This is a genomic window from Pseudomonas resinovorans NBRC 106553 (genome assembly GCF_000412695.1).
GTDB lineage: Bacteria > Pseudomonadota > Gammaproteobacteria > Pseudomonadales > Pseudomonadaceae > Metapseudomonas > Metapseudomonas resinovorans_A.
Map to the genome: position 1 here is coordinate 1217714 of NC_021499.1, position 20448 is coordinate 1238161.

The 20448-nt window shown below is 65.4% G+C and carries 20 protein-coding genes; 16 read left to right on the forward strand and 4 right to left on the reverse strand.

Going from position 1 to position 20448, the window contains the following annotated elements; translation table 11 throughout:
• Nucleotides 1–2: 2 nt before the first annotated feature.
• From fdx to PCA10_RS05725, 14 genes are all read left to right on the forward strand, one after another.
• A complete protein-coding gene (fdx, locus tag PCA10_RS05660) occupies nucleotides 3–341 on the forward strand; it encodes an ISC system 2Fe-2S type ferredoxin (RefSeq protein ID WP_016491073.1) in 339 nt (112 codons plus the stop codon).
• A gap of 2 nt (nucleotides 342–343) precedes the next feature.
• A complete protein-coding gene (iscX, locus tag PCA10_RS05665) occupies nucleotides 344–544 on the forward strand; it encodes a Fe-S cluster assembly protein IscX (protein WP_016491074.1) in 201 nt (66 codons plus the stop codon).
• A gap of 104 nt (nucleotides 545–648) precedes the next feature.
• Entirely contained in the window at nucleotides 649–1080 is a 432-nt protein-coding gene (ndk, locus tag PCA10_RS05670) for a nucleoside-diphosphate kinase (protein ID WP_016491075.1), read from the forward strand.
• 24 nt (nucleotides 1081–1104) lie between these two features.
• Nucleotides 1105–2253 carry a dual-specificity RNA methyltransferase RlmN gene (rlmN, locus tag PCA10_RS05675; RefSeq protein ID WP_016491076.1) on the forward strand — a complete coding sequence of 383 codons (1149 nt, stop codon included), beginning with the start codon at nucleotides 1105–1107 and terminating at the stop codon, nucleotides 2251–2253.
• A 13-nt stretch (nucleotides 2254–2266) separates the two neighbouring features.
• The gene (gene pilW, locus PCA10_RS05680; RefSeq protein WP_016491077.1) at nucleotides 2267–3022 is read left to right on the forward strand and encodes a type IV pilus biogenesis/stability protein PilW; all 756 of its coding nucleotides are present in this window, start codon (nucleotides 2267–2269) and stop codon (nucleotides 3020–3022) included.
• A complete protein-coding gene (locus PCA10_RS05685; protein ID WP_081663905.1) occupies nucleotides 3019–4110 on the forward strand; it encodes a RodZ domain-containing protein in 1092 nt (363 codons plus the stop codon). The genes pilW and PCA10_RS05685 overlap by 4 nt, the downstream gene beginning before the upstream one ends.
• A 3-nt stretch (nucleotides 4111–4113) precedes the next feature.
• Nucleotides 4114–5226 (forward strand): flavodoxin-dependent (E)-4-hydroxy-3-methylbut-2-enyl-diphosphate synthase, encoded by a 1113-nt coding sequence (ispG, locus tag PCA10_RS05690; protein WP_016491079.1) that lies wholly within the window; start codon nucleotides 4114–4116, stop codon nucleotides 5224–5226.
• A gap of 14 nt (nucleotides 5227–5240) precedes the next feature.
• Nucleotides 5241–6530 (forward strand): histidine--tRNA ligase, encoded by a 1290-nt coding sequence (gene hisS, locus PCA10_RS05695; protein ID WP_016491080.1) that lies wholly within the window; start codon nucleotides 5241–5243, stop codon nucleotides 6528–6530.
• Between the two features lie 32 nt (nucleotides 6531–6562).
• The gene (locus PCA10_RS05700; protein ID WP_016491081.1) at nucleotides 6563–7201 is read left to right on the forward strand and encodes a YfgM family protein; all 639 of its coding nucleotides are present in this window, start codon (nucleotides 6563–6565) and stop codon (nucleotides 7199–7201) included.
• A gap of 4 nt (nucleotides 7202–7205) precedes the next feature.
• Complete coding sequence (gene bamB, locus PCA10_RS05705) at nucleotides 7206–8345, forward strand: outer membrane protein assembly factor BamB (protein ID WP_016491082.1); 1140 nt, start codon at nucleotides 7206–7208, stop codon at nucleotides 8343–8345.
• A gap of 78 nt (nucleotides 8346–8423) precedes the next feature.
• Entirely contained in the window at nucleotides 8424–9902 is a 1479-nt protein-coding gene (der, locus tag PCA10_RS05710) for a ribosome biogenesis GTPase Der (protein WP_016491083.1), read from the forward strand.
• Nucleotides 9903–10080: 178 nt separating this feature from the next.
• Entirely contained in the window at nucleotides 10081–11229 is a 1149-nt protein-coding gene (locus PCA10_RS05715) for a pyridoxal phosphate-dependent aminotransferase (protein WP_016491084.1), read from the forward strand.
• Complete coding sequence (locus tag PCA10_RS05720; protein WP_016491085.1) at nucleotides 11217–12011, forward strand: amidohydrolase; 795 nt, start codon at nucleotides 11217–11219, stop codon at nucleotides 12009–12011. The genes PCA10_RS05715 and PCA10_RS05720 overlap by 13 nt, the downstream gene beginning before the upstream one ends.
• A 15-nt stretch (nucleotides 12012–12026) precedes the next feature.
• Entirely contained in the window at nucleotides 12027–12392 is a 366-nt protein-coding gene (locus PCA10_RS05725; RefSeq protein WP_016491086.1) for a winged helix-turn-helix transcriptional regulator, read from the forward strand.
• A 171-nt stretch (nucleotides 12393–12563) separates the two neighbouring features.
• Here PCA10_RS05725 and leuA read toward each other — a convergent pair whose 3' ends face one another.
• The 4 genes from leuA to xseA all read right to left on the reverse strand — a co-directional run bounded on the left by leuA (nucleotide 12564) and on the right by xseA (nucleotide 18105).
• The gene (gene leuA / locus PCA10_RS05730) at nucleotides 12564–14234 is read right to left on the reverse strand and encodes a 2-isopropylmalate synthase (RefSeq protein WP_016491087.1); all 1671 of its coding nucleotides are present in this window, start codon (nucleotides 14232–14234) and stop codon (nucleotides 12564–12566) included.
• A 353-nt stretch (nucleotides 14235–14587) separates the two neighbouring features.
• On the reverse strand, nucleotides 14588–15811 hold the full coding sequence (locus PCA10_RS05735) for a mechanosensitive ion channel family protein (protein WP_016491088.1): 1224 nt from the start codon (nucleotides 15809–15811) through the stop codon (nucleotides 14588–14590).
• A 90-nt stretch (nucleotides 15812–15901) separates the two neighbouring features.
• Nucleotides 15902–16723, reverse strand: coding sequence for a peptidoglycan DD-metalloendopeptidase family protein (locus PCA10_RS05740; RefSeq protein ID WP_016491089.1), 822 nt, complete (start codon nucleotides 16721–16723; stop codon nucleotides 15902–15904).
• 2 nt (nucleotides 16724–16725) lie between these two features.
• Nucleotides 16726–18105 (reverse strand): exodeoxyribonuclease VII large subunit, encoded by a 1380-nt coding sequence (gene xseA, locus PCA10_RS05745; protein WP_016491090.1) that lies wholly within the window; start codon nucleotides 18103–18105, stop codon nucleotides 16726–16728.
• A 106-nt stretch (nucleotides 18106–18211) separates the two neighbouring features.
• On the opposite strand from xseA, the gene PCA10_RS05750 reads away from it, so the two are divergent.
• Together PCA10_RS05750 and guaB are read left to right on the forward strand one after the other, a co-directional pair.
• Nucleotides 18212–18763, forward strand: coding sequence for a hypothetical protein (locus PCA10_RS05750; protein WP_016491091.1), 552 nt, complete (start codon nucleotides 18212–18214; stop codon nucleotides 18761–18763).
• Nucleotides 18764–18953: 190 nt separating this feature from the next.
• Nucleotides 18954–20423 (forward strand): IMP dehydrogenase, encoded by a 1470-nt coding sequence (gene guaB / locus PCA10_RS05755; RefSeq protein ID WP_016491092.1) that lies wholly within the window; start codon nucleotides 18954–18956, stop codon nucleotides 20421–20423.
• The last annotated feature ends 25 nt before the right edge of the window (nucleotides 20424–20448 follow it).

The following is a 20448-nucleotide window of genomic DNA, read 5'->3' on the forward strand; positions in this document are numbered from 1 at the left end:
AAATGCCGCAGATCATCTTCCTGCCCCACGCCGAGCATTGCCCCGAGGGTGCCGTGATCGAGGCGCAGCCGGGCGAAAGCGTCCTGAACGCCGCCCTGCGCAACGGCATCGACATCGAGCACGCCTGCGAGAAGTCCTGCGCCTGCACCACCTGCCACATCGTGGTGCGCGAAGGGTTCGACTCCATGGAAGCTTCCGACGAACTGGAAGACGACATGCTCGACAAGGCCTGGGGCCTGGAGCCTCAGTCTCGCCTTTCCTGCCAGGCTGTAGTCGCCGATGAAGATCTGGTGGTGGAAATTCCGAAATACACCATCAACCAGGTCTCCGAGGGTCACTGAAAATGAGCTTGAAATGGACCGATGTGCTGGAAATCGCCATTCAACTGGCGGAATCCAAGCCGGAAGTCGACCCGCGCTACGTCAACTTCGTCGACCTGCACAACTGGGTCCTGGCCCTGCCGGAGTTTTCCGACGACCCGCAGCGCGGCGGCGAGAAGGTCCTGGAGGCCATCCAGGCGGCCTGGATCGAAGAAGCCGACTGAGCGGCGACTACCTCCGGGCTGCGGCCCTTACGCATTTCCCCCTAACCCGCGTATAATTCGCGGGTTTAATTTTTCGCTTTAATCCTCGTTTCTGGAGTTTTTCCATGTCTGTTGAACGCACTCTCTCCATCATCAAGCCGGACGCCGTTGCCAAGAGCGTAGTTGGTGAGATCGTCACCCGCTTCGAAAAAGCCGGTCTGCGCGTTGTTGCCGCCAAGATGGTGCAACTGTCCGAGCGCGAAGCCGGTGGCTTCTACGCCGAGCACAAAGAGCGTCCCTTCTTCAAGGACCTGGTTTCCTTCATGACCTCCGGCCCGGTCGTTGTTCAGGTCCTGGAAGGCGAAGGCGCCATCGCCAAGAACCGTGAGCTGATGGGCGCTACCGACCCGAAGAAAGCCGACGCCGGCACCATCCGCGCTGACTTCGCCGTCTCCATCGACGAAAACGCCGTACACGGTTCCGACTCCGAGGCTTCCGCCGCTCGCGAGATCTCGTACTTCTTCGCCGCCACCGAGGTGTGCGCTCGCATTCGCTAATCGCGAATGGGAGAGGGTGAGGCCATGACTGAATCGACCGGTAAAGTGAACCTGCTGGGCTTGACCCAGCCGCAACTGGAAAGCTTCTTCGAGTCCATCGGGGAGAAACGCTTCCGCGCCGGTCAGGTGATGAAGTGGATTCACCACTTCGGCGTCGATGATTTCGACGCCATGAGCAATATCGGCAAGGCCTTGCGCGACAAGCTCAAGGCCTCTGCCGAGATTCGCGGCCCGGAAGTGGTCAGCCAGGACATCTCCAGCGATGGCACCCGTAAATGGGTGGTCCGTGTGGCTTCCGGCAGCTGCGTCGAAACCGTGTACATCCCGCAAGGCGGCCGTGGCACCCTGTGTGTCTCGTCCCAGGCCGGTTGTGCCCTGGACTGCAGCTTCTGCTCCACGGGTAAACAGGGTTTCAACAGCGACCTCACCGCCGCCGAAGTGATCGGCCAGGTGTGGATCGCCAACAAGTCCTTCGGGACCATCCCCGCGAAGATCGACCGTGCCATCACCAACGTGGTGATGATGGGCATGGGCGAACCGCTGCTGAATTTCGACAACGTGGTCGCCGCCATGAACATCATGATGGACGACCTCGGCTATGGCATCTCCAAGCGCAAGGTGACCCTGTCCACCTCCGGCGTGGCGCCGATGATCGACAAGCTGGGCGAGGTGATCGACGTTTCCCTCGCGCTGTCGCTGCACGCGCCCAACGACCCGCTGCGCAATCAACTGGTGCCGATCAACAAAAAGTACCCCCTGGCCGTGGTGCTCGACTCCTGCCGTCGCTATATCTCCCGCCTCGGCGAGAAGCGCGTGCTGACCATCGAGTACACCCTGCTCAAGGATGTCAACGACCAGCCCGAACACGCTCAACAGATGATCGCGCTGCTCAAGGACTTCCCCTGCAAGATCAACCTGATCCCGTTCAACCCCTTCCCGCATTCCGGTTATGAGCGGCCGAGCAACAATTCGATCCGCCGCTTCCAGGACCTGTTGCACAAGGCCGGGCACAATGTCACCGTCCGCACCACCCGCGGCGAGGACATCGATGCCGCTTGCGGCCAGCTGGTCGGCCAGGTCATGGACCGTACCCGCCGCAGCGAACGTTATATCGCCGTGCGCCAGCTGAACGCGGAAGCGGAGGCGTCGCAGAACGCCACGAACCGGAACTGATGAAGGACACCCCATGACCCTGCGCGCCGCGCTGCTCCTCGTTTCCACCGTATTGCTCGCGGCTTGCGTGTCGACCGGCCAGGTCGACCCGATGAAAACCGACAAGGGCCGTGATGAGGCGCGTGACGCCTATATCGCCCTGGGCATCGGCTATCTCAAGCAGGGCGCCACCGAGCGCGCCAAGGTGCCGCTGAAGAAAGCCCTCGAACTGGATCCGTCCAACGCCGACGCCAACGCGGCGCTGGCCCTGGTGTTCCAGACCGAGATGGAACCCCAGTTGGCCGACGAGCATTTCCGCAAGGCCCTGTCCGCCCGCAACGACTCGCGCATCCTCAACAACTATGGCGGCTTCCTGTACGAACAAGGCCGCTACAAGGATGCCTACGAGCGCTTCCAGCAGGCCGCCGACGACACGCTCTACCCTGAGCGTTCCCGTGTGTTCGAGAGCCTCGGTCTGACCGCCCTGAAGATGAACGACCCGGCCCTGGCCAAACAGCATTTCGACAAGGCGCTGCGGCTGAACCGCGACCAGCCTCTGGCGTTGCTGGAAATGGCCCAGCTGTCCTACGACGAAAAACAGTACGTGCCGGCTCGCGACTACTACGATCGCTACACCCAGATAGCCCCGCAGAATGCCCGCAGCCTGCTGCTCGGTGCGCGTCTGTCGACCATATTTGAAGACCGCGACCAGGCCGCCAGCCTCGGTCTGCAACTCAAGCGACTTTATCCCGGCACGCCGGAATATCAGCATTACCTGTCGGAGCAATGATGAAAGCGTCGCATCCCGAAGCTGTAGCGGCGACTCGCGCCAACCCGGGTGAAACCCTGCGTCTGGGCCGTGAGAGCAAGAATCTGAGCCTGGGCGAAGTCGCCCGTCACCTGAACCTGACCGAGCATTCCCTGCGCCGGCTCGAGGCCGGTGATTTCGACCAGTTGCCCGGCCACACCTTCGCCCGTGGTTACGTGCGCGCCTACGCCAAGCTGCTGGGCATGGACCAGGCGGCCCTGGTAGCCGAGTTCGACCATTACACCGGTACCGATGCCAAGGGCAGCAGCGTGCACAGCCTGGGTCGCATCGAAGAGCCGGTGCGCCTGTCCCAGAGCGTGCTGCGCATCTTCAGTTTCATTGTCCTCGTCGCCCTTGGCGGCGTCGGTTTCTTCTGGTGGCAGGAGCATTCCAGCCGCAATAACGACGAAGCCGCCAGCGTGAACATGGAACACGTGGAAGTGGAGAGTGCCGACGGCACCACCCAGATCCATCCCCTGGATGAGCCGGAAGACCAGGCCGTTGCCGAGGCCCAGGAAGGCCAGGCGCCGGTTCCGCCCCAGGTATCCCCGGAAACCGCCGCCCAGCCGGAACAGCCGGTGGCCGAAGGCGCGGCTGCCCAGCCCACGGGTGAAACCGCTCCGGTAGCGCCGGTAGCCCCCGTCGTGCCCGCCCTAGCCGCCGCGCCCACTGCTCCCGCCGCTCCGACGACCCAGTCTTCCGCGCCTGTCGCCGCCGTGCCCAGCGTTCCCGCTGCCACCCAGCCGACCGCTCCGACTGCTCCGACCGCGCCTGCCACCACACCGGCCCCGGCCGCCGAAGCGGCCGCCCCGGTCGTCGCGCAGCAGGGCGAGGGTGTGGTCAGTATCCAGTTCACCGCCAATTGCTGGACCCAGGTCACCGACGCCAACGGCAAGGTTCTGGTCAGCGGCCTGAAACGCACCGGAGACAAACTGGAAGTGGCCGGCCGGGCTCCGTTGGAAGTCCGTCTGGGCTATGCCCGTGGTGCCCAGCTGAGCTTCAACGGCCAGCCGGTTGATGTGTCGCCGTATGTCCGTGGCGAAACCGCCCGCCTGAAACTGGGGCAATAAGCCATGCATTGCGAATCCCCGATCAAACGCCGCGTCTCGCGGAAAATCTGGGTCGGCTCCGTGCCGGTGGGTGGCGATGCGCCCATCGCCGTGCAGAGCATGACCAACACCGACACCTGCGACGTTGCCGCCACCGTTGGCCAGATCCAGCGCCTGGTGGATGCCGGCGTCGACATCGTGCGCATTTCCGTACCGGACATGGATGCCGCCGAAGCGTTCGGCCGCATCAAGCAACAGGTCCAGGTGCCGCTGGTAGCGGACATCCACTTCGACTACAAGATCGCCCTGCGCGTTGCCGAACTGGGCGTCGATTGCCTGCGCATCAACCCGGGCAACATCGGCCGGGAAGACCGGGTCAGGGCCGTGGTCGACGCCGCCCGTGACAAGGGCATCCCGATCCGCATTGGCGTCAACGCCGGTTCGCTCGAAAAGGACCTGCAGAAGAAGTACGGCGAGCCGACCCCGCAGGCCCTGGTGGAATCCGCCCTGCGTCACGTCGAGCACCTCGACAAGCTGGACTTCCAGGACTTCAAGGTCAGCGTGAAGGCCTCCGACGTGTTCATGGCCGTCGAAGCCTATCGCCTGCTGGCCAAACAGATCGTGCAGCCCCTGCACCTGGGCATCACCGAGGCCGGCGGCCTGCGTTCCGGCACCGTCAAGTCGGCGGTGGGCCTGGGCATGCTGCTCGCCGACGGCATCGGCGACACCATCCGCATCTCCCTGGCGGCGGACCCGGTGGAAGAGGTCAAGGTCGGTTTCGACATCCTCAAGTCCCTGCACCTGCGCTCCCGTGGCATCAACTTCATCGCCTGCCCGAGCTGCTCGCGGCAGAACTTCGATGTGGTCAAGACCATGAACGAGCTGGAAGGCCGCCTCGAAGACCTGCTCGTACCGATGGACGTGGCCGTGATCGGCTGCGTGGTCAACGGTCCGGGCGAAGCCAAGGAAGCGCATATCGGCCTCACCGGCGGTAGCCCGAACAACCTGGTCTACATCGACGGTAAGCCGGCGCAGAAGCTGAACAACGACAACCTGGTGGACGAGCTGGAACGGCTCATCCGCGAGAAGGCGGCCGCCAAGGCCGAAGCTGACGCGGCGTTGATCGTCCGTAGCTGAAATAAGGAACCTTCGTGAGCAAGACCCTGCAAGCCATTCGTGGCATGAACGACATCCTGCCGGAGCAGACGCCCGCCTGGCGCTACCTGGAAAGCACCCTGGCCGAACTGCTGGATGGCTACGGCTACAAGGAAATCCGCCTGCCGATCCTCGAGTTCACCGAATTGTTCGCCCGCGGCATCGGCGAAGGTACCGACGTGGTCGACAAGGAGATGTACACCTTCCTCGACCGCAACGAAGAGTCCCTGACCCTGCGTCCCGAAGGTACCGCCGGCTGCGTGCGCGCCATGCTCGAACATGGCCTGACCGGTGGCGGCCAAGTGCAGAAGCTCTGGTATGCCGGCCCGATGTTCCGCTACGAGAAGCCGCAGAAGGGTCGCTACCGCCAGTTCCACCAGATAGGCGTGGAAGTCTTCAACCTGCCCGGCCCGGACGTCGACGCGGAGCTGATCGCGCTCACCTGGCGCCTGTGGAACAAGCTCGGCCTGGCCGACGCCGTGACCCTGCAGCTCAACACCCTGGGTTCCAGCGAGGCCCGTGCCCGCTACCGTGACGCCCTGGTGGCCTACCTGCAGGAGCGTTTCGACCTGCTGGACGAAGACAGCCAGCGTCGCCTGACCACCAACCCGCTGCGCATCCTCGACAGCAAGGACGGCGGCACCCAGGCCCTGCTGGTGGACGCCCCGACCCTGCACGACTACCTGGACGAAGAGTCCCTGGCCCACTTCGAGGGCCTCAAGGCGCGCCTGGACGCGCTGGGCATCCGTTACGAGATCAACCAGAAGCTGGTTCGCGGCCTGGATTACTACAACCGCACCGTGATCGAGTGGGTGACCGACAAGCTCGGCTCCCAGGGCACCGTCTGTGCCGGCGGCCGCTACGACGGCCTGGTCGGCCAGTTCGGCGGCAAGCCTACCCCGGGCGTGGGCTTCGCCATGGGCGTCGAGCGCCTGGTGCTGCTGCTGGAAACCCTTGGCCTGGTGCCGGAGGAGCTGAACAGCCCGGCCGATATCTTCATCTGCGCTTTCGGCGAAGCCGCCGAACTCGCGGCCCTGCGCATTTCCGAACAGCTGCGCGATGCCCTGCCGGGCCTGCGCCTGCTGGTCAACGCCGGTGCCGGCAGCTTCAAGAGCCAGTTCAAGAAGGCCGACAAGAGCGGTGCCCGCTACGCGTTGATCCTGGGGGACGACGAAGTGGCCAAGCGCGTGGTAGGTTGCAAGCCGCTTCGCGACGACAGTGAACAACAAAGCATTGCCTGGGATGCTCTGGCCGAGCATCTCGCAGCCTGCCTGAAGCAGGCTTGAGCAACTAAAGATCAGGAGTACGGGGTTTAAGCATGCAGACTGAAGAAGAACAGATTGCGCAGGTCAAGGACTGGTGGCAGCGCAACGGCAAACCCATGCTCACTGGCGGCGCCCTGGCGCTGGTAGTGGTCTTCGGTTGGCAAGCCTGGCAGAAATACCAGGGCAACCAGGCCCAGGGCGCGTCCATCGTCTACCAGCAACTGCTGGAGACCGCGCTCAATCCCAGCGGCACCCCGGATGCGGCGAAGGTCGCTGAGCTGGCCGGCAAGCTGAAGAGCGATTTCGGCGGCACCCATTACGCCCAGTACGGCAGCCTGTTCGTGGCCAAGGTCGCGGTCGAGGCCGGCAAGCTGGACGATGCCGCCGCCGAACTCAAGGCCGTGCTCGACAAGCCCGCCGACAAGACCCTGGGCGAGCTGGCTCGCCAGCGTCTGGCGCGTGTCCTGGCTGCCCAGGGCAAGGCCGAAGATGCCCTCAAGCTGCTGGATGGCGATGCCGACAAGGCCTTCCTCGCCAGCCGCGAAGAACTCAAGGGCGACCTGCTGGTACAGCTGGGTCGTGCCGACGACGCGCACGCCGCCTACCAGAAGGCCAAGGCTGCGCTGCCGGAAGATGCCGCCGTGGGCGGCCTGCAGATGAAGCTCGACGACCTGGCAAAAGGGGACGCGTGACGTGATGCGCTGGAAGAATGCCGCAGTGCTGGCCCTGGCCCTCTTGGCCGTGGGCTGCAGCAGCAACAGCAAGAAGGAACTGCCCCCGGCCGACCTGCCCGACATCACTGAAGAAGTGACGCTGTCCAAGGGCTGGAGCCGCTCGGTGGGTGATGGCCAGGGTTCGACCTACAACCTGCTGGTGCCCGCCGTCGATGGCGACACCATCTTCGCCGCCGACGTCGATGGCGTGGTCATGGCCCTCAATCGCTTCAACGGCGACGTGATCTGGAAAAAGGATTTCGAGCTGCCGGTGTCCGGTGCGGTGGGCGTTGGCTACGGCCTGGTGATGTTCGGCACCCTGAAAGGCGAAGTCGTCGCCCTCGACGCCACCAACGGCGAAGAGAAATGGCGCGCCCGGGTCAAGGGCGAAGTCCTGGCTCCGCCGGCCAACAACGGTGACGTGGTGGTCGTGCAGACCCAGAACGACTCCCTGGTTGGCTTCGACGCCGCCACCGGCAACCAGCGCTGGATCTACGAGAACACCCCGGCCGTGCTGACCCTGCGGGGCACCGGCGCGCCGATCGTGACCAACAACCTGGCTGTTGCCGGCCTTTCCACCGGCAAGGTGCTCGCCCTGGACATCCAGCGCGGCATCCCGGTCTGGGAATCCCGCGTGGCCGTACCCCAGGGCCGTTCCGAGCTGGATCGCGTGGTGGATATCGACGGTGGCCTGCTGCTCTCCGGCGGCACCCTCTACGTCGCGACCTACCAGGGTCGCGTCGCCGCCCTGGAACTGGAAAGCGGCCGTGTGCTGTGGGAGCGCGAGGCGTCCAGCTATGCCGGCGTAGCCCAGGGCTTCGGCAACGTCTACGTGAGCCTGGCCAACGGCAGCGTGGAAGGCGTCGACGAGCGCTCCGCCTCGGCCCTCTGGACCAACGATGCCCTGGCCCGTCGCCAGCTGTCGGCTCCGGAAGTCTTCTCCAGCTACGTGGCTGTGGGCGACTACGAAGGTTACCTGCACCTGCTGAGCCAGGTGGACGGCCACTTCGTCGGCCGCGAGAAGATCGACGGTGACGGCCTGCGTGCTCGTCCCCTGGTGGTCGGTGAGTGGGTCTACGCCTTTGGCAACAGCGGCAAGTTGGTCGGCCTGACCATCCGCTAAGCTGAAGCCTGATGTCCGGCCGCTGCCGTCAACACGGCAGCGGCCTTTGTGTTTTCTGAAATAACAGTGGAGAGCCTCATGGTTCCCGTAATTGCCCTGGTGGGTCGGCCCAACGTCGGCAAGTCCACCCTGTTCAACCGCCTGACCAAGACCCGCAACGCGATCGTCGCGGAGTACGCAGGTCTGACCCGTGACCGCCAGTACGGCGAGGCGAAGTGGCAGGGTCGCACCTATATCGTCATCGACACCGGGGGTATCTCCGGCGATGAGGAAGGTATCGACGCGAAAATGGCCGAGCAGTCCCTGCAGGCCATCGAAGAAGCCGATGCGGTGCTGTTCATGGTCGACTCCCGTGCGGGCATGACCGCCTCCGACCAGATGATCGCCGAGCACCTGCGCAAGCGGAACAAGCGCAGCTTCCTGGTGGCCAACAAGGTCGATACCGTCGACCCGGACCTCGCGCGTGCCGAGTTCAGCCCCCTGGGCCTGGGCGACGCCCTGCCGATCGCCGCCGCCCACGGCCGCGGCATCACCGGCATGCTGCAGGCTGCCCTCGGCGAGTTCCCCCGTGACGACGCCGCCGACGAAGAGGAAGCCGCCCAGGCCGAAGAGGTCGCCGAAGGCGAGGAAGCCAAGCGCATCCCCGGCCCGAGCGAGAAAGATGGCATCAAGATCGCCATCATCGGTCGGCCCAACGTAGGCAAGTCCACCCTGGTCAACCGCATGCTCGGCGAAGAGCGGGTGATCGTGTACGACCAGGCCGGCACGACCCGCGACAGCATCTACATCCCCTTCGAGCGCAACGAAGAGAAGTACACTCTGATCGACACCGCCGGCGTGCGTCGCCGCGGCAAGATCTTCGAGGCGGTGGAAAAGTTTTCGGTGGTCAAGACCCTGCAGGCCATCCAGGACGCCAACGTGGTGATCTTTGTGATGGACGCCCGCGAAGGCGTGGTCGAGCACGACCTCAACCTGCTCGGCTTCGTGCTGGAAACCGGCCGCGCGCTGGTGATCGCACTGAACAAGTGGGACGGCATGGAGCCGAGTGAGCGCGACTACGTGAAGACCGAGCTGGAACGCCGGCTGTTCTTCGTCGACTTCGCCGACATCCACTTCATCTCGGCCCTGCACGGTACAGGCGTCGGCCACCTGTACAAGTCGGTGCAGGAGTCCTTCCGTTCCGCCATCACCCGCTGGCCCACCAGCCGCCTGACCCAGATCCTCGAGGACGCGGTGCAGGAGCACCAGCCGCCGCTGGTCAACGGTCGCCGCATCAAGCTGCGCTATGCCCACCTGGGTGGTGCCAACCCGCCGCTGATCGTGATCCACGGCAACCAGACGGAGTCGGTACCCAAGTCCTACTCGCGCTACCTGGAGAACACCTACCGGCGCGTGCTCAAGCTGGTCGGTACGCCGATCCGCATCGAGTACAAGGGCGGCGAGAACCCCTTCGAGGGCAAGAAGAATACCCTGACCGAGCGTCAGGTGAACAAGAAGCGCCGTCTCATGTCGCACCACAAGAAAGCCGAGAAGAAGCGCCGCGACAAGAAGCGCTGATACCGGTTGCAGGAAGAGGGCGCCCACGGGCGCCCTTTTTCATGCCCGCTCCGTAGGATGGGTAGAGCCCGCGAAACCCATCAGCGATGCCCCTGGTTGCCACGCCATCCCCGGTGCGCCCCCTGCGCTCCCGCGTTAAGCTATGTCCCATTTCCCAGTCGCCAACAGCCGGATTGCAATGATCACCAGCAAGCTGCCCAACGTCGGCACCACCATCTTCACCCGTATGTCCCAGCTCGCCGCTGAAGTCGGCGCCATCAACCTGTCCCAGGGCTTCCCGGACTTCGCCGCGCCCGCTGCGCTGTGCGACGCGGTCGGCCGGCACATCGCTGCCGGGCATAACCAATACGCCCCGATGACCGGCCTGCCGGCCCTGCGCGAGCAGGTGGCGGCCAAGGTCGCGACCTTCTACGGCCGCGCCGTCAGCGCCGACAGCGAGGTGACCATCACCCCGGGCGCCACCGAGGCGATCTTCTGCGCCATCCAGGCGGTGGTCCGCAGTGGTGACGAGGTGATCGTCCTCGACCCCTGCTACGACAGCTACGAACCCTCGGTGGAGCTGGCCGGCGGCCGCTGCGTACACGTGCCCCTGGCGCTGCCGGGCTTCTCCATCGACTGGCAGCGGATGAAGGACGCGCTCAGCCCGCGCACCCGCATGATCATCCTCAACAGCCCGCACAACCCCAGCGGCGCGCTGATTTCCCGTGCCGAACTGGACCAGTTGGCCGAGCTGATCCGGGGTCGCGATATCTATCTGGTGTCGGACGAAGTCTACGAACACCTGGTGTTCGACGGCGTTGGCCACGTCAGCGTGCTGGCCCACGACGAGCTCTACGCCCGCTCCTTCGTGGTCAGCTCCTTCGGCAAGACCTACCACGTCACCGGCTGGAAAACCGGCTATGTGGTGGCGCCGCCACTGCTCTCCGCCGAACTGCGCAAGGTCCACCAGTACGTCAATTTCTGTGGCGTCACCCCCTTGCAGTGGGCCCTGGCCGACTTCATGGCCGCGCACCCGGAACATCTCGCCGAACTGCCGGCCTTCTACCAGGCCAAGCGCGACCTGTTCTGCGACCTGCTGGCCGATTCGCGCTTCACCTTCACTCGCGCCGCCGGCACCTACTTCCAGTTGGTGGACTACAGCGCCATCCGCGCGGACCTGGACGACGTGGCCATGTCCGAGTGGCTGACCCGCGAGCACGGCGTCGCCGCCATCCCGGTCTCGGTGTTCTACCGGGAAGCACCCAAGGACCTGCGCCTGGTGCGTTTCTGCTTCGCCAAACGTGAGGAGACGCTGCGCCAGGCGGCGGAAAAACTATGCGCGATCTGACCGCCCTACCCGACCTCAAGCTGGCCCTGGTGCAGACCACCCTGGCCTGGCACGACCGCGCCGCCAACCTGGCGCATTTCGAGGTACTGCTGGAACAGGCCCGGGGCGCCGACCTGATCATCCTGCCGGAGATGTTCACCACCGGCTTCTCCATGGACTCCGCCGCGCTCGCCGAGCCCGAGCAGGGCCCGAGCGACGCCTGGCTGCGCGAGCAGGCGCGGCGCCTGGACGCGGTGATCACCGGCAGCCTGATCATCCAGGCCGCCGACGGCAGCCATCGCAACCGCCTGCTCTGGGCGCGCCCGGACGGCGAGGTGCTGCACTACGACAAGCGCCACCTGTTCCGCATGGCCGGCGAGCACAAGCACTACACGCCGGGCGAGACCCAGGCGCTGTTCGAGCTCAAGGGCTGGCGGGTGCGTCCGCTGATCTGCTACGACCTGCGCTTCCCGGTGTGGAGCCGTGATCCCCACGACACCGACCTGCTGCTCTATACCGCCAACTGGCCGGCCGCCCGCCGTCATCACTGGAACCGTCTGCTGCCCGCACGGGCCATCGAAAACCTCTGCTACGTGGCGGCGGTGAACCGCGTCGGCACCGACGGCAAGGGCCATGCGTACAGCGGCGACAGCCAGGCGCTGGACTTCCAGGGTGAAAGCCTGCTGGACGCGGGCGACGTCGATGGAGTGTTCCTCGTCAGCCTGTCGGCGTCGCAATTGGCGGCCTACCGTGAGCGCTTCCCGGCGATGCGCGACGCGGACGGCTTCGACCTGCACCTCTGAGAGCGGGGTAGAAGCATGAGCGGACACAAGTCGCTACCGGCCGAGGGCAACCTGCTCGTGGCCGGGGAGAAGGTCTACAACACCCCGGTGGAAGTCACCCTGGCGGTGATCGGCGGCAAGTGGAAATCCCTGCTGGTCTACCACCTGATGCCGGCGGCGCGGCGCTTTTCCGAGCTCAAGCGGCTGGTGCCGGGTATCACCGAGAAGATGCTGACCCAGCAGCTGCGTGAGCTGGAGCGCGACGGCATTGTCTCGCGCACCGTCTATGCCGAAGTGCCGCCACGGGTGGAATACCGGCTCACCGAGCACGGCAGCAGCCTGAAACCGGTGCTGGACTCCATGTGCGCCTGGGGCAAGTGCCACTGGCAGCAGCAGGAGTAGGGCGCTGGTCTGTGGGGGCGAATTCATTCGCCAAGGGCGGCGCAGCTGCCCTGAGAGGATTCCGATGGCGGACCAGCGGTCCGCTTCGCGATTGAAATCGCTCCCACAAGAGCGACCCGCTACAAAAGAAAACCCCGCCAGCTGGCGGGGTTTTTCGTTACTGCGTCAGCCTCAGGCCGCTTCGGCCTCTGTCTGGCTCAGGGCGCGGTTGAGGGCGCTGAACAGGGCGCGGAAGCTCGCCGTGGTCAGGTTCTCGTCGATGCCGATGCCGTGCAGGGCGCGGCCGCCGTTGACGCGCAGCTCGATGTAGGCCGCTGCCTTGGCGTTGGTGCCGGCACCGATGGCGTGCTCGGAGTAGTCCATGATCTCGACGCCCACTGGCAGGCTGGCGACCAGGGCTTCCAGCGGGCCCTTGCCCATGCCGCGCAGGTGCTGGGTCTCGCCCTTGACCTGGACTTCGATGTCGACGGCGCTGGTGCCGTTCTCTTCCTGCAGGCGATGGCCCTTCAGGGTGAACGGGCTGGTGGCCTGCAGGTACTCGCTGTCCAGCAGCTTGTAGATCTGTTCGGCGGTCATTTCCAGGCCCAGGCGATCGGTTTCCTTCTGCACCACCTGGCTGAACTCGATCTGCATGCGACGGGGCAGGCTGATGCCGTATTCCTGCTCCAGCAGGAAGGTGATGCCGCCCTTGCCGGACTGGCTGTTCACCCGGATCACCGCTTCGTAGCTGCGGCCGATGTCGGCGGGGTCGATCGGCAGGTAAGGCACTTCCCAGCGGGCGCCTTCTTCCTGCTGGGCGAAGCCCTTGCGGATGGCATCCTGGTGGGAGCCGGAGAAGGCGGTGTGCACCAGGTCGCCCACGTACGGGTGACGCGGGTGGACCGGCAGCTGGTTGCACTCTTCCACCACCTTGCGCACGGCGTCGATGTCGGAGAAGTCCAGTTGCGGGTGCAGGCCCTGGGTGTACATGTTCAGCGCCACGGTCACCAGGTCGACGTTGCCGGTGCGCTCGCCGTTGCCGAACAGGCAGCCTTCGACGCGATCGGCGCCGGCCATCAGGCCCAGCTCGGTGGCGGCGACGCCGGTGCCACGGTCGTTATGGGTGTGCAGGCTGATGATCACGGAGTCGCGGCGGCTGACATGGCGACCGAACCATTCGATCTGGTCGGCGTAGATGTTCGGCGTGGCGCATTCCACGGTGGCCGGCAGGTTGAGGATGATCTTCTTCTCGGGGGTCGGCTGCCAGACGTCGATCACGGCGTCGCAGACCTCGACCGCGAAGTCCAGCTCGGTGGAACTGAAGATTTCCGGCGAGTACTGGAAGGTCCAGTCGGTGCCCGGCTGCTGGGCGGCCAGTTGCTTGATCAGGCTGGCGGCCTTGGTGGCGATCCCGATCACGCCGGCCTTGTCCTGGTTGAAGACGATGCGGCGGAAGGACGGCGCGGTGGCGTTGTAGACGTGGACGATGGCCTTCTTGGCGCCCTTCAGGGACTCGAAGGTACGGGTGATCAGGTCTTCACGGGCCTGGGTCAGTACCTGGATGGTCACGTCATCGGGAATGTGGCCGCCTTCGATCAGCTCGCGGACGAAGTTGAAGTCGGTATCGGAAGCGGACGGGAAGGCCACTTCGATTTCCTTCAGGCCCACCTGCACCAGGGTCTTGAAGAAGCGCATCTTCTTCTGCGCATCCATCGGCTCGATCAGCGACTGGTTGCCGTCGCGCAGGTCGGAGCTGCACCAGATCGGCACTTCGGTGATGGTCTTCGACGGCCAGGTGCGGTCCGGCAGGTTGATGGCCGGGAACGCCTGGTACTTGCGAGAAGGGTCTTTCAGCATGCTCATGGGGCAAATCCTTTGTTACTGCGGGCCTGCGCGGGGCGGCCGGGTAGGGAAGTCAGCGAGTGCGGCGGAGGTAGGTTTCAGCCACGCAGTCGTGGGCTGACTAGTCGCAGGCAGGCGTGTTGACGCAGAAGGATGAGGGTGTGTGCGGTTTTCATAAGGGCTAACCCTATTCATCGTGAGTGAATATGGCAAGCATCGCGGGAAAAATGGTGAAAAAGAGCGCAAGAATTGGCAAGTGAGGAAATTATTGCGCTCTGATCCGTATTTTCTTGATTGGATTGCGCTTCATTGCGGGGCTTGTGGCGGCTCGCCCGCGAAATGCCCTGGATCGGGCAATCCGTGGGCGAGGCGGATCACTCGGTCGACGGCAGGCGCCAATCACGCATGTCCGCGCCGCTCGGATGCTGGAACACCCGCAGGCCGAACTCCGGAAGTATCGCCAGCAGGTGGTCGAAGATGTCTGACTGGATGGCCTCGTAGCGGGCCCAGACCGTGGTGTTGGTGAAGCAGTAGAGCTCCAGGGGCAGGCCATCGGCGGTGGGCGCCATCTGCCGGACCAGCAGGGTCATGTCCTTGCGGATGTCCTGGTTCTCCCGCAGGTAGTGCTCGACGTAGGCGCGGAAGGTGCCGATGTTGGTTAGCTGGCGGATGTTGATGGGCAAGCGCTCGGTCTCTTCCAGCTGGCTGTTCCATGAGAGCAGCTCGCTTTCCTTGGTTCGCAGGTAGCCGTCCAGCAGGCGGAAGCGGTGCAGTCGCTCGATATCGTCCTGGCTGAGGAAGCGCACGCTGTTCTGGTCCAGATAGAGGCAGCGCTTGATGCGCCGGCCGCCGGATTCCTGCATGCCGCGCCAGTTCTTGAAGGAATCGGTGATGAAGCGCTTGGTGGGAATGGTGGTGATGGTCTTGTCCCAGTTCTGCACCTTCACCGTGTGCAGGGCGATGTCGATCACATCGCCATCGGCGTTGAGCTGGGGCATTTCCACCCAGTCGCCGACCCGGATGATGTCGCTGGACGTGATCTGCACGCTGGCCACCAGCGACAGCAGGGTGTCCTGGAAGATCAGCAGCAGCACCGCGGCCATGGCGCCAAGGCCGGAGAGCAGGATCAGCGGCGAGCGGTCGATCAGGCTGGCGATCATCAGGATGGTGGCAATCGCGTAGATGGCGATCTTCAGCACCTGCACGTAGCCCTTGATCGGGCGCAGGTGGGCGTCCTTGCGCCGCTGGTAGAGGGCGTTGACGATGTTCAGCGTGGCGCTCAGGGCCAGGGCGATGGTGAGGATGATGAAGGCGGCGCAGACGTTGGTGATCACCTCCACCAGCGCCCCGGGCAGGTTCGGCACCACCTTCACGCCGAAGGCCAGTACCAGCGCCGGCACCACGTTGGCCAGACGTTTGATCAGGCCGTGGTCCTGGATCTGGGCGCCGGTGATGCGGAACAGCCCGCGCAGGAGAATGCGCTTGACCAGCCAGTTGGAGGCCCAGGCCAGCAGCAGGAGGACGGTGGTGGAAACCACTGTGTGCAGCTCGTCGTGCTGCCGCAGCCAGACCAGCCAGTGGGTGTAGTCGTTCTCCATGGGTGCTCCCTACGGATGTTGCAAAAGGCGCCGGACCTTAGCAGAGGCTCCGCCAAGGTCCCAGGCCTGGCCTGTAAGCGTAGATGTAGCTCAATGCTTGTAGGCGCCGATGAATATGGCTGGGTCCACACGCACATCGTTGAGGCTGACGTTCCAGTGCATATGTGGCCCGGTGGCGCGGCCGGTGGCGCCGACGCGGCCGACCACGCCGCCACGGGGCAGCTGCTGGCCGAGTTTCACGTCCACCTTGGACATGTGGCAGAACATGCTGATCAGGCCCTGGCCGTGGTCGACGAACACGGTCTTGCCGTTGAAGAAGTAGTCGCCGATGAGGATCACCTTGCCCGCCGCCGGTGCCTTGATCGGGGTGCCGGCGCCCACGGCGAAGTCCAGGCCGGAATGCGGGTTGCGTTCCTCGCCGTTGAAGAAGCGGCGCAGGCCGAAGGGGCTGGAAAGCGGGCCGTTCACCGGCTTGTCGAACAGCAGGTTGCTTGGCGTACCGGGGCTGAAGCGGCGGTAGGCGGTGGTCTGCTCGGCCAGTTCGCGGTCGATGCGCTTGAGGTCTTGTGGCAGCGGGTTCACCTGGCGGGTGTTGGCCAGCTTGATGTGCTGCTCGCGGTAGCTGCGCGGGCCCACGTCGAAGGCCAGGGAGCGGCCGTCGTTCACCTCGATCCGCTGTGGGCCGGCCTTGGTGCCGAGGGGGATGCCGACGATGGCGATCCAGTCGCGGCCGTCCTCCTTCACCACCAGCACCGGCTTGCCCTGGTAGCGCGCCGTGGGCGCCTGGGCGCCGTTGCCCAGTTGCACCACGGCCACACCGCCGGGCACCGGCTTGTTCAGCAGGCGGGTGATGAAGCCTTCGGCATGGGCGGGCAGGGCGAGGCAGAGGAGCAGGGCGGCGAACAGGCGCATGGTCAGTCCAGCAGGGAAAGGTTCACGGGGGTGAGGTGGTTGTCTTCGACGCGCACGTCCAGCTCGCCTTCGCCCAGGCGCGCCTTCAGGCGCTGGCCGGGCAGGGTCTGGCTGGCGGCGCGAATGGCCTGGCCGCGTTCGTCGAGAAGGATGCTGTAGCCGCGCCCGAGGGTGGCCAGGGGGCTGACCACGTTCAGCGTCTGGGCCAGCGTCTCGAGGCGTTGGCGGCGGTCCTTGAGCGCATCGCGGGCGGCGCGGGGCAGGCGCGTGGCCAGGCCGTCGAGTCGCTGCCGCAACAGTGCCAGGGCGCGCCCCGGATGCTGGGCGGCGAGGCGGGTATCCAGGCGAGCCAGGCGTTCCTGGCGCACCTGCAGCTGGCGCTCGAAGGCGCGGCGCAGGCGCATGTCCAGGTCATCCAGGCGCTGGGACTGCTGGCGCAGACGCTCGCCGGGGTGGCGCAGGCGTCGGAATAGGCCGTCAAGGCGCAGGCGCTCGCGGGTCAGGCGCTCTTGCAGGCGCAGGACCAGGCGGCGTTGCAGGCTGTCCAGGCGCTGTTGCAGGTCACCGGCATCCGGGGCCAGCAGTTCGGCGGCGGCCGACGGCGTCGGCGCGCGCACGTCGGCGACGAAGTCGCTGATGGACACGTCCGTTTCATGGCCGACGGCGCTGACGATGGGCGTCCGGCAGGCCGCCACGGCACGGGCCACGGCTTCCTCGTTGAAGCACCAGAGGTCTTCCAGGGAGCCGCCGCCACGGGCCAGGATCAGCGCGTCGAAGCCCTGGGCATCGGCCAGCGCCAGGGCGCGGACGATCTGGCCGGTGGCTTCGCGGCCCTGCACGGCGGTGGGGATCAGGGTCAGGCGCACCTGCGGCGCGCGGCGGCGGAACACACTGATGATGTCGCGGATCACCGCGCCGGTGGGCGAGCTGATGATGCCGATACGTTGCGGATGGGCCGGCAGCGGCCGCTTGCGCTCGGCGGCGAACAGGCCCTCGGCGGCGAGCTTTTCCTTCAGCGCCTCGAAGGCCAGGCGCAGGGCGCCGTCGCCGGCCGGCTCCACGGCATCGGCGATCAGCTGGTAGTCGCCACGGCCCTCGAACAGCGAGACCTTGCCGCGTACCCGCACCGCCATGCCGTCGCGCAGGGCCTGGCGCACACGCTGGGCGTTCTGCCGGAATAGCGCGCAGCGCACCTGGGCCTGGGAGTCCTTGAGGGTGAAATAGAGGTGGCCGGAAGCGGGGCGGGCGAGGTTGGAGATCTCCCCCTCCACCCAGACCTGTGGAAACACGTCTTCCAGTAGATGACGGGCGCGTTGGTTGAGCTGGCTGACGGTCAGCACATCGCGGTCGAGGCCGAGCCGTTGGAAAGGGTCTTTGAACATGGGCGGAAATGATAATGGCTTTGTCGGGATGCGCCATAGTTGACGATGGAGAATCGCTCGTTAAGCTGCGCGCCCTCGTCCCCACCCCCTCTGCAGGAGTCCCGACATGGAATCGAGCCAACTGATCCTGGTGCCGCAGATATCCAGCTTGCCCGGCCAGCAGGCCCTGGCCGGTCGCATGCAGCGCTGGCTGGCCAGGCTCGACGTCGTCGCGGCGCTGCCGAGCACCTGCGGCCTGCGCGGCAACCGCATGGCCTACGCCATCGCGCCCGGCGCGCGGGAGGTGGTGGAGCATCCCGAGCGCCTGCCCTTCGGCCAGAAGGTCAATGGCCTGGAGCTGGTGGACAAGCGCTGCATCTATACGCCCACGCGCAATTTCCACAATGAAGCGGGCTGCCCGGAATGCCGCCGGGAGGTCGGCGAGCCGCTGTTCGAGAGCCTCGAGGACTGGTGGCCGGGGCACACCGACAACTTCACCTGCCCGGAGTGCGGCTTCGAGGACGACATCAACGGCTTCCTGTTCCTGCAGCCCTGCGGCTTCTCCAACCTTGGCTTCATCTTCAATGGTTGGGGCGAAACCCGTTTCACCGAGGCTTTCCTCGATGCCTTCGGCGAGCGCCTGGGATTCTCCGTGAGGCAGGTGAGAACGGACGGCTGATGGGTAGGAGCGATTTCAATCGCGAAAGCGGGCCGAAGGGCCGCCGCTGGACACCGGGGTAGCACTTCGCGAATAAATTCGCTCCTACAGGAAAAGAAACCCGATCTGCGACCTGTTTGCCGCGTTGAGCGGCGGCTCGTGCCTCGTTATAATGGCGCGCTTCCAATTTTCCCGCCTGGGAGCCCCCGCCATGCTGCGCATCAGCCAAGAAGCCCTGACCTTCGACGACGTTCTCCTGATCCCGGGTTATTCCGAGATTCTGCCCAAGGATGTCAGCCTCAAGACCCGCCTGACCCGCGGCATCGAACTGAACATCCCGCTGGTGTCCGCCGCGATGGATACCGTGACCGAAGCTCGCCTCGCCATCGCCATGGCCCAGGAAGGCGGCATCGGCATCGTTCACAAGAACATGACCATCGAGCAGCAGGCTTCCGAGGTGCGCAAGGTCAAGCGTCACGAGACCGCCATCGTCCGTGACCCGGTCACCGTCACCCCCTCCACCAAGATCATCGAGCTGCTGCAGATTGCTCGTGAATACGGCTTCTCCGGCTTCCCGGTGGTGGAAGAGGGCGAGCTGGTCGGTATCGTCACCGGCCGCGACCTGCGCTTCAAGCCGAACGTCGGCGACACCGTCGCCGCGATCATGACTCCCAAGGACAAGCTGGTCACCGCTCGCGAAGGCACCCCGCTGGAAGAGATGAAGGTCAAGCTCTACGAAAACCGCATCGAGAAGATGCTGGTGGTCGACGAGAACTTCTACCTGCGCGGCCTGGTGACCTTCCGTGACATCGAGAAGGCCAAGACCTACCCGCTGGCCTCCAAGGATGAGCAAGGCCGCCTGCGCGTTGGCGCGGCGGTGGGCACCGGCGCCGATACCGGCGAGCGCGTTGCCGCACTGGTCGCCGCCGGCGTCGACGTGGTGGTGGTGGATACCGCCCACGGCCACTCCAAGGGCGTGATCGAGCGCGTGCGCTGGGTCAAGGACACCTACCCCCATGTACAGGTGATCGGCGGCAACATCGCCACCGGCGACGCCGCCAAGGCCCTGGCCGAAGCCGGCGCCGACGCGGTCAAGGTCGGCATCGGCCCGGGCTCCATCTGCACCACCCGCATCGTCGCCGGTGTCGGCGTACCGCAGATCTCCGCCATCGCCAACGTCGCCGCCGCCCTGGCCGGCTCGGGCATCCCGCTGATCGCCGACGGTGGCATCCGCTTCTCCGGCGACCTGTCCAAGGCCATCGTGGCCGGTGCCTCCTGCGTGATGATGGGCTCCATGTTCGCCGGTACCGAAGAGGCTCCGGGCGAAGTCGAGCTGTTCCAGGGCCGTTCCTACAAGGCCTACCGCGGCATGGGTTCGCTGGGCGCCATGGCGCAGTCCCAGGGTTCCTCCGACCGCTACTTCCAGGATTCCGCCGCCGGTGCCGAGAAGCTGGTTCCCGAAGGCATCGAAGGCCGCGTTCCCTACAAGGGCAGCCTGACCGCCATCGTTCACCAGCTGATGGGCGGCCTGCGTGCCTCCATGGGCTACACCGGCTGCTCGACCGTCGAGGACATGCGCACCAAGCCGCAGTTCGTGCGCATCACCGGCGCCGGCATGGCCGAGTCCCACGTCCACGACGTGCAGATCACCAAGGAAGCCCCCAACTACCGCGTTGGTTGAGGCTGACTGAAAGCTAGTGCGTCAC

Coding starts and splice junctions, on each gene's coding strand:
- fdx (WP_016491073.1), top strand. CDS start 3: ATGCCGCAGATCATCTTCCTGCCCCACGCCGAGCATTGCCCCGAGGGT.
- iscX (WP_016491074.1), top strand. CDS start 344: ATGAGCTTGAAATGGACCGATGTGCTGGAAATCGCCATTCAACTGGCG.
- ndk (WP_016491075.1), top strand. CDS start 649: ATGTCTGTTGAACGCACTCTCTCCATCATCAAGCCGGACGCCGTTGCC.
- rlmN (WP_016491076.1), top strand. CDS start 1,105: ATGACTGAATCGACCGGTAAAGTGAACCTGCTGGGCTTGACCCAGCCG.
- pilW (WP_016491077.1), top strand. CDS start 2,267: ATGACCCTGCGCGCCGCGCTGCTCCTCGTTTCCACCGTATTGCTCGCG.
- PCA10_RS05685 (WP_081663905.1), top strand. CDS start 3,019: ATGATGAAAGCGTCGCATCCCGAAGCTGTAGCGGCGACTCGCGCCAAC.
- ispG (WP_016491079.1), top strand. CDS start 4,114: ATGCATTGCGAATCCCCGATCAAACGCCGCGTCTCGCGGAAAATCTGG.
- PCA10_RS05700 (WP_016491081.1), top strand. CDS start 6,563: ATGCAGACTGAAGAAGAACAGATTGCGCAGGTCAAGGACTGGTGGCAG.
- bamB (WP_016491082.1), top strand. CDS start 7,206: ATGCGCTGGAAGAATGCCGCAGTGCTGGCCCTGGCCCTCTTGGCCGTG.
- der (WP_016491083.1), top strand. CDS start 8,424: ATGGTTCCCGTAATTGCCCTGGTGGGTCGGCCCAACGTCGGCAAGTCC.
- PCA10_RS05715 (WP_016491084.1), top strand. CDS start 10,081: ATGATCACCAGCAAGCTGCCCAACGTCGGCACCACCATCTTCACCCGT.
- PCA10_RS05720 (WP_016491085.1), top strand. CDS start 11,217: ATGCGCGATCTGACCGCCCTACCCGACCTCAAGCTGGCCCTGGTGCAG.
- PCA10_RS05725 (WP_016491086.1), top strand. CDS start 12,027: ATGAGCGGACACAAGTCGCTACCGGCCGAGGGCAACCTGCTCGTGGCC.
- leuA (WP_016491087.1), bottom strand. CDS start 14,234: ATGAGCATGCTGAAAGACCCTTCTCGCAAGTACCAGGCGTTCCCGGCC.
- PCA10_RS05735 (WP_016491088.1), bottom strand. CDS start 15,811: ATGGAGAACGACTACACCCACTGGCTGGTCTGGCTGCGGCAGCACGAC.
- PCA10_RS05740 (WP_016491089.1), bottom strand. CDS start 16,723: ATGCGCCTGTTCGCCGCCCTGCTCCTCTGCCTCGCCCTGCCCGCCCAT.
- xseA (WP_016491090.1), bottom strand. CDS start 18,105: ATGTTCAAAGACCCTTTCCAACGGCTCGGCCTCGACCGCGATGTGCTG.
- PCA10_RS05750 (WP_016491091.1), top strand. CDS start 18,212: ATGGAATCGAGCCAACTGATCCTGGTGCCGCAGATATCCAGCTTGCCC.
- guaB (WP_016491092.1), top strand. CDS start 18,954: ATGCTGCGCATCAGCCAAGAAGCCCTGACCTTCGACGACGTTCTCCTG.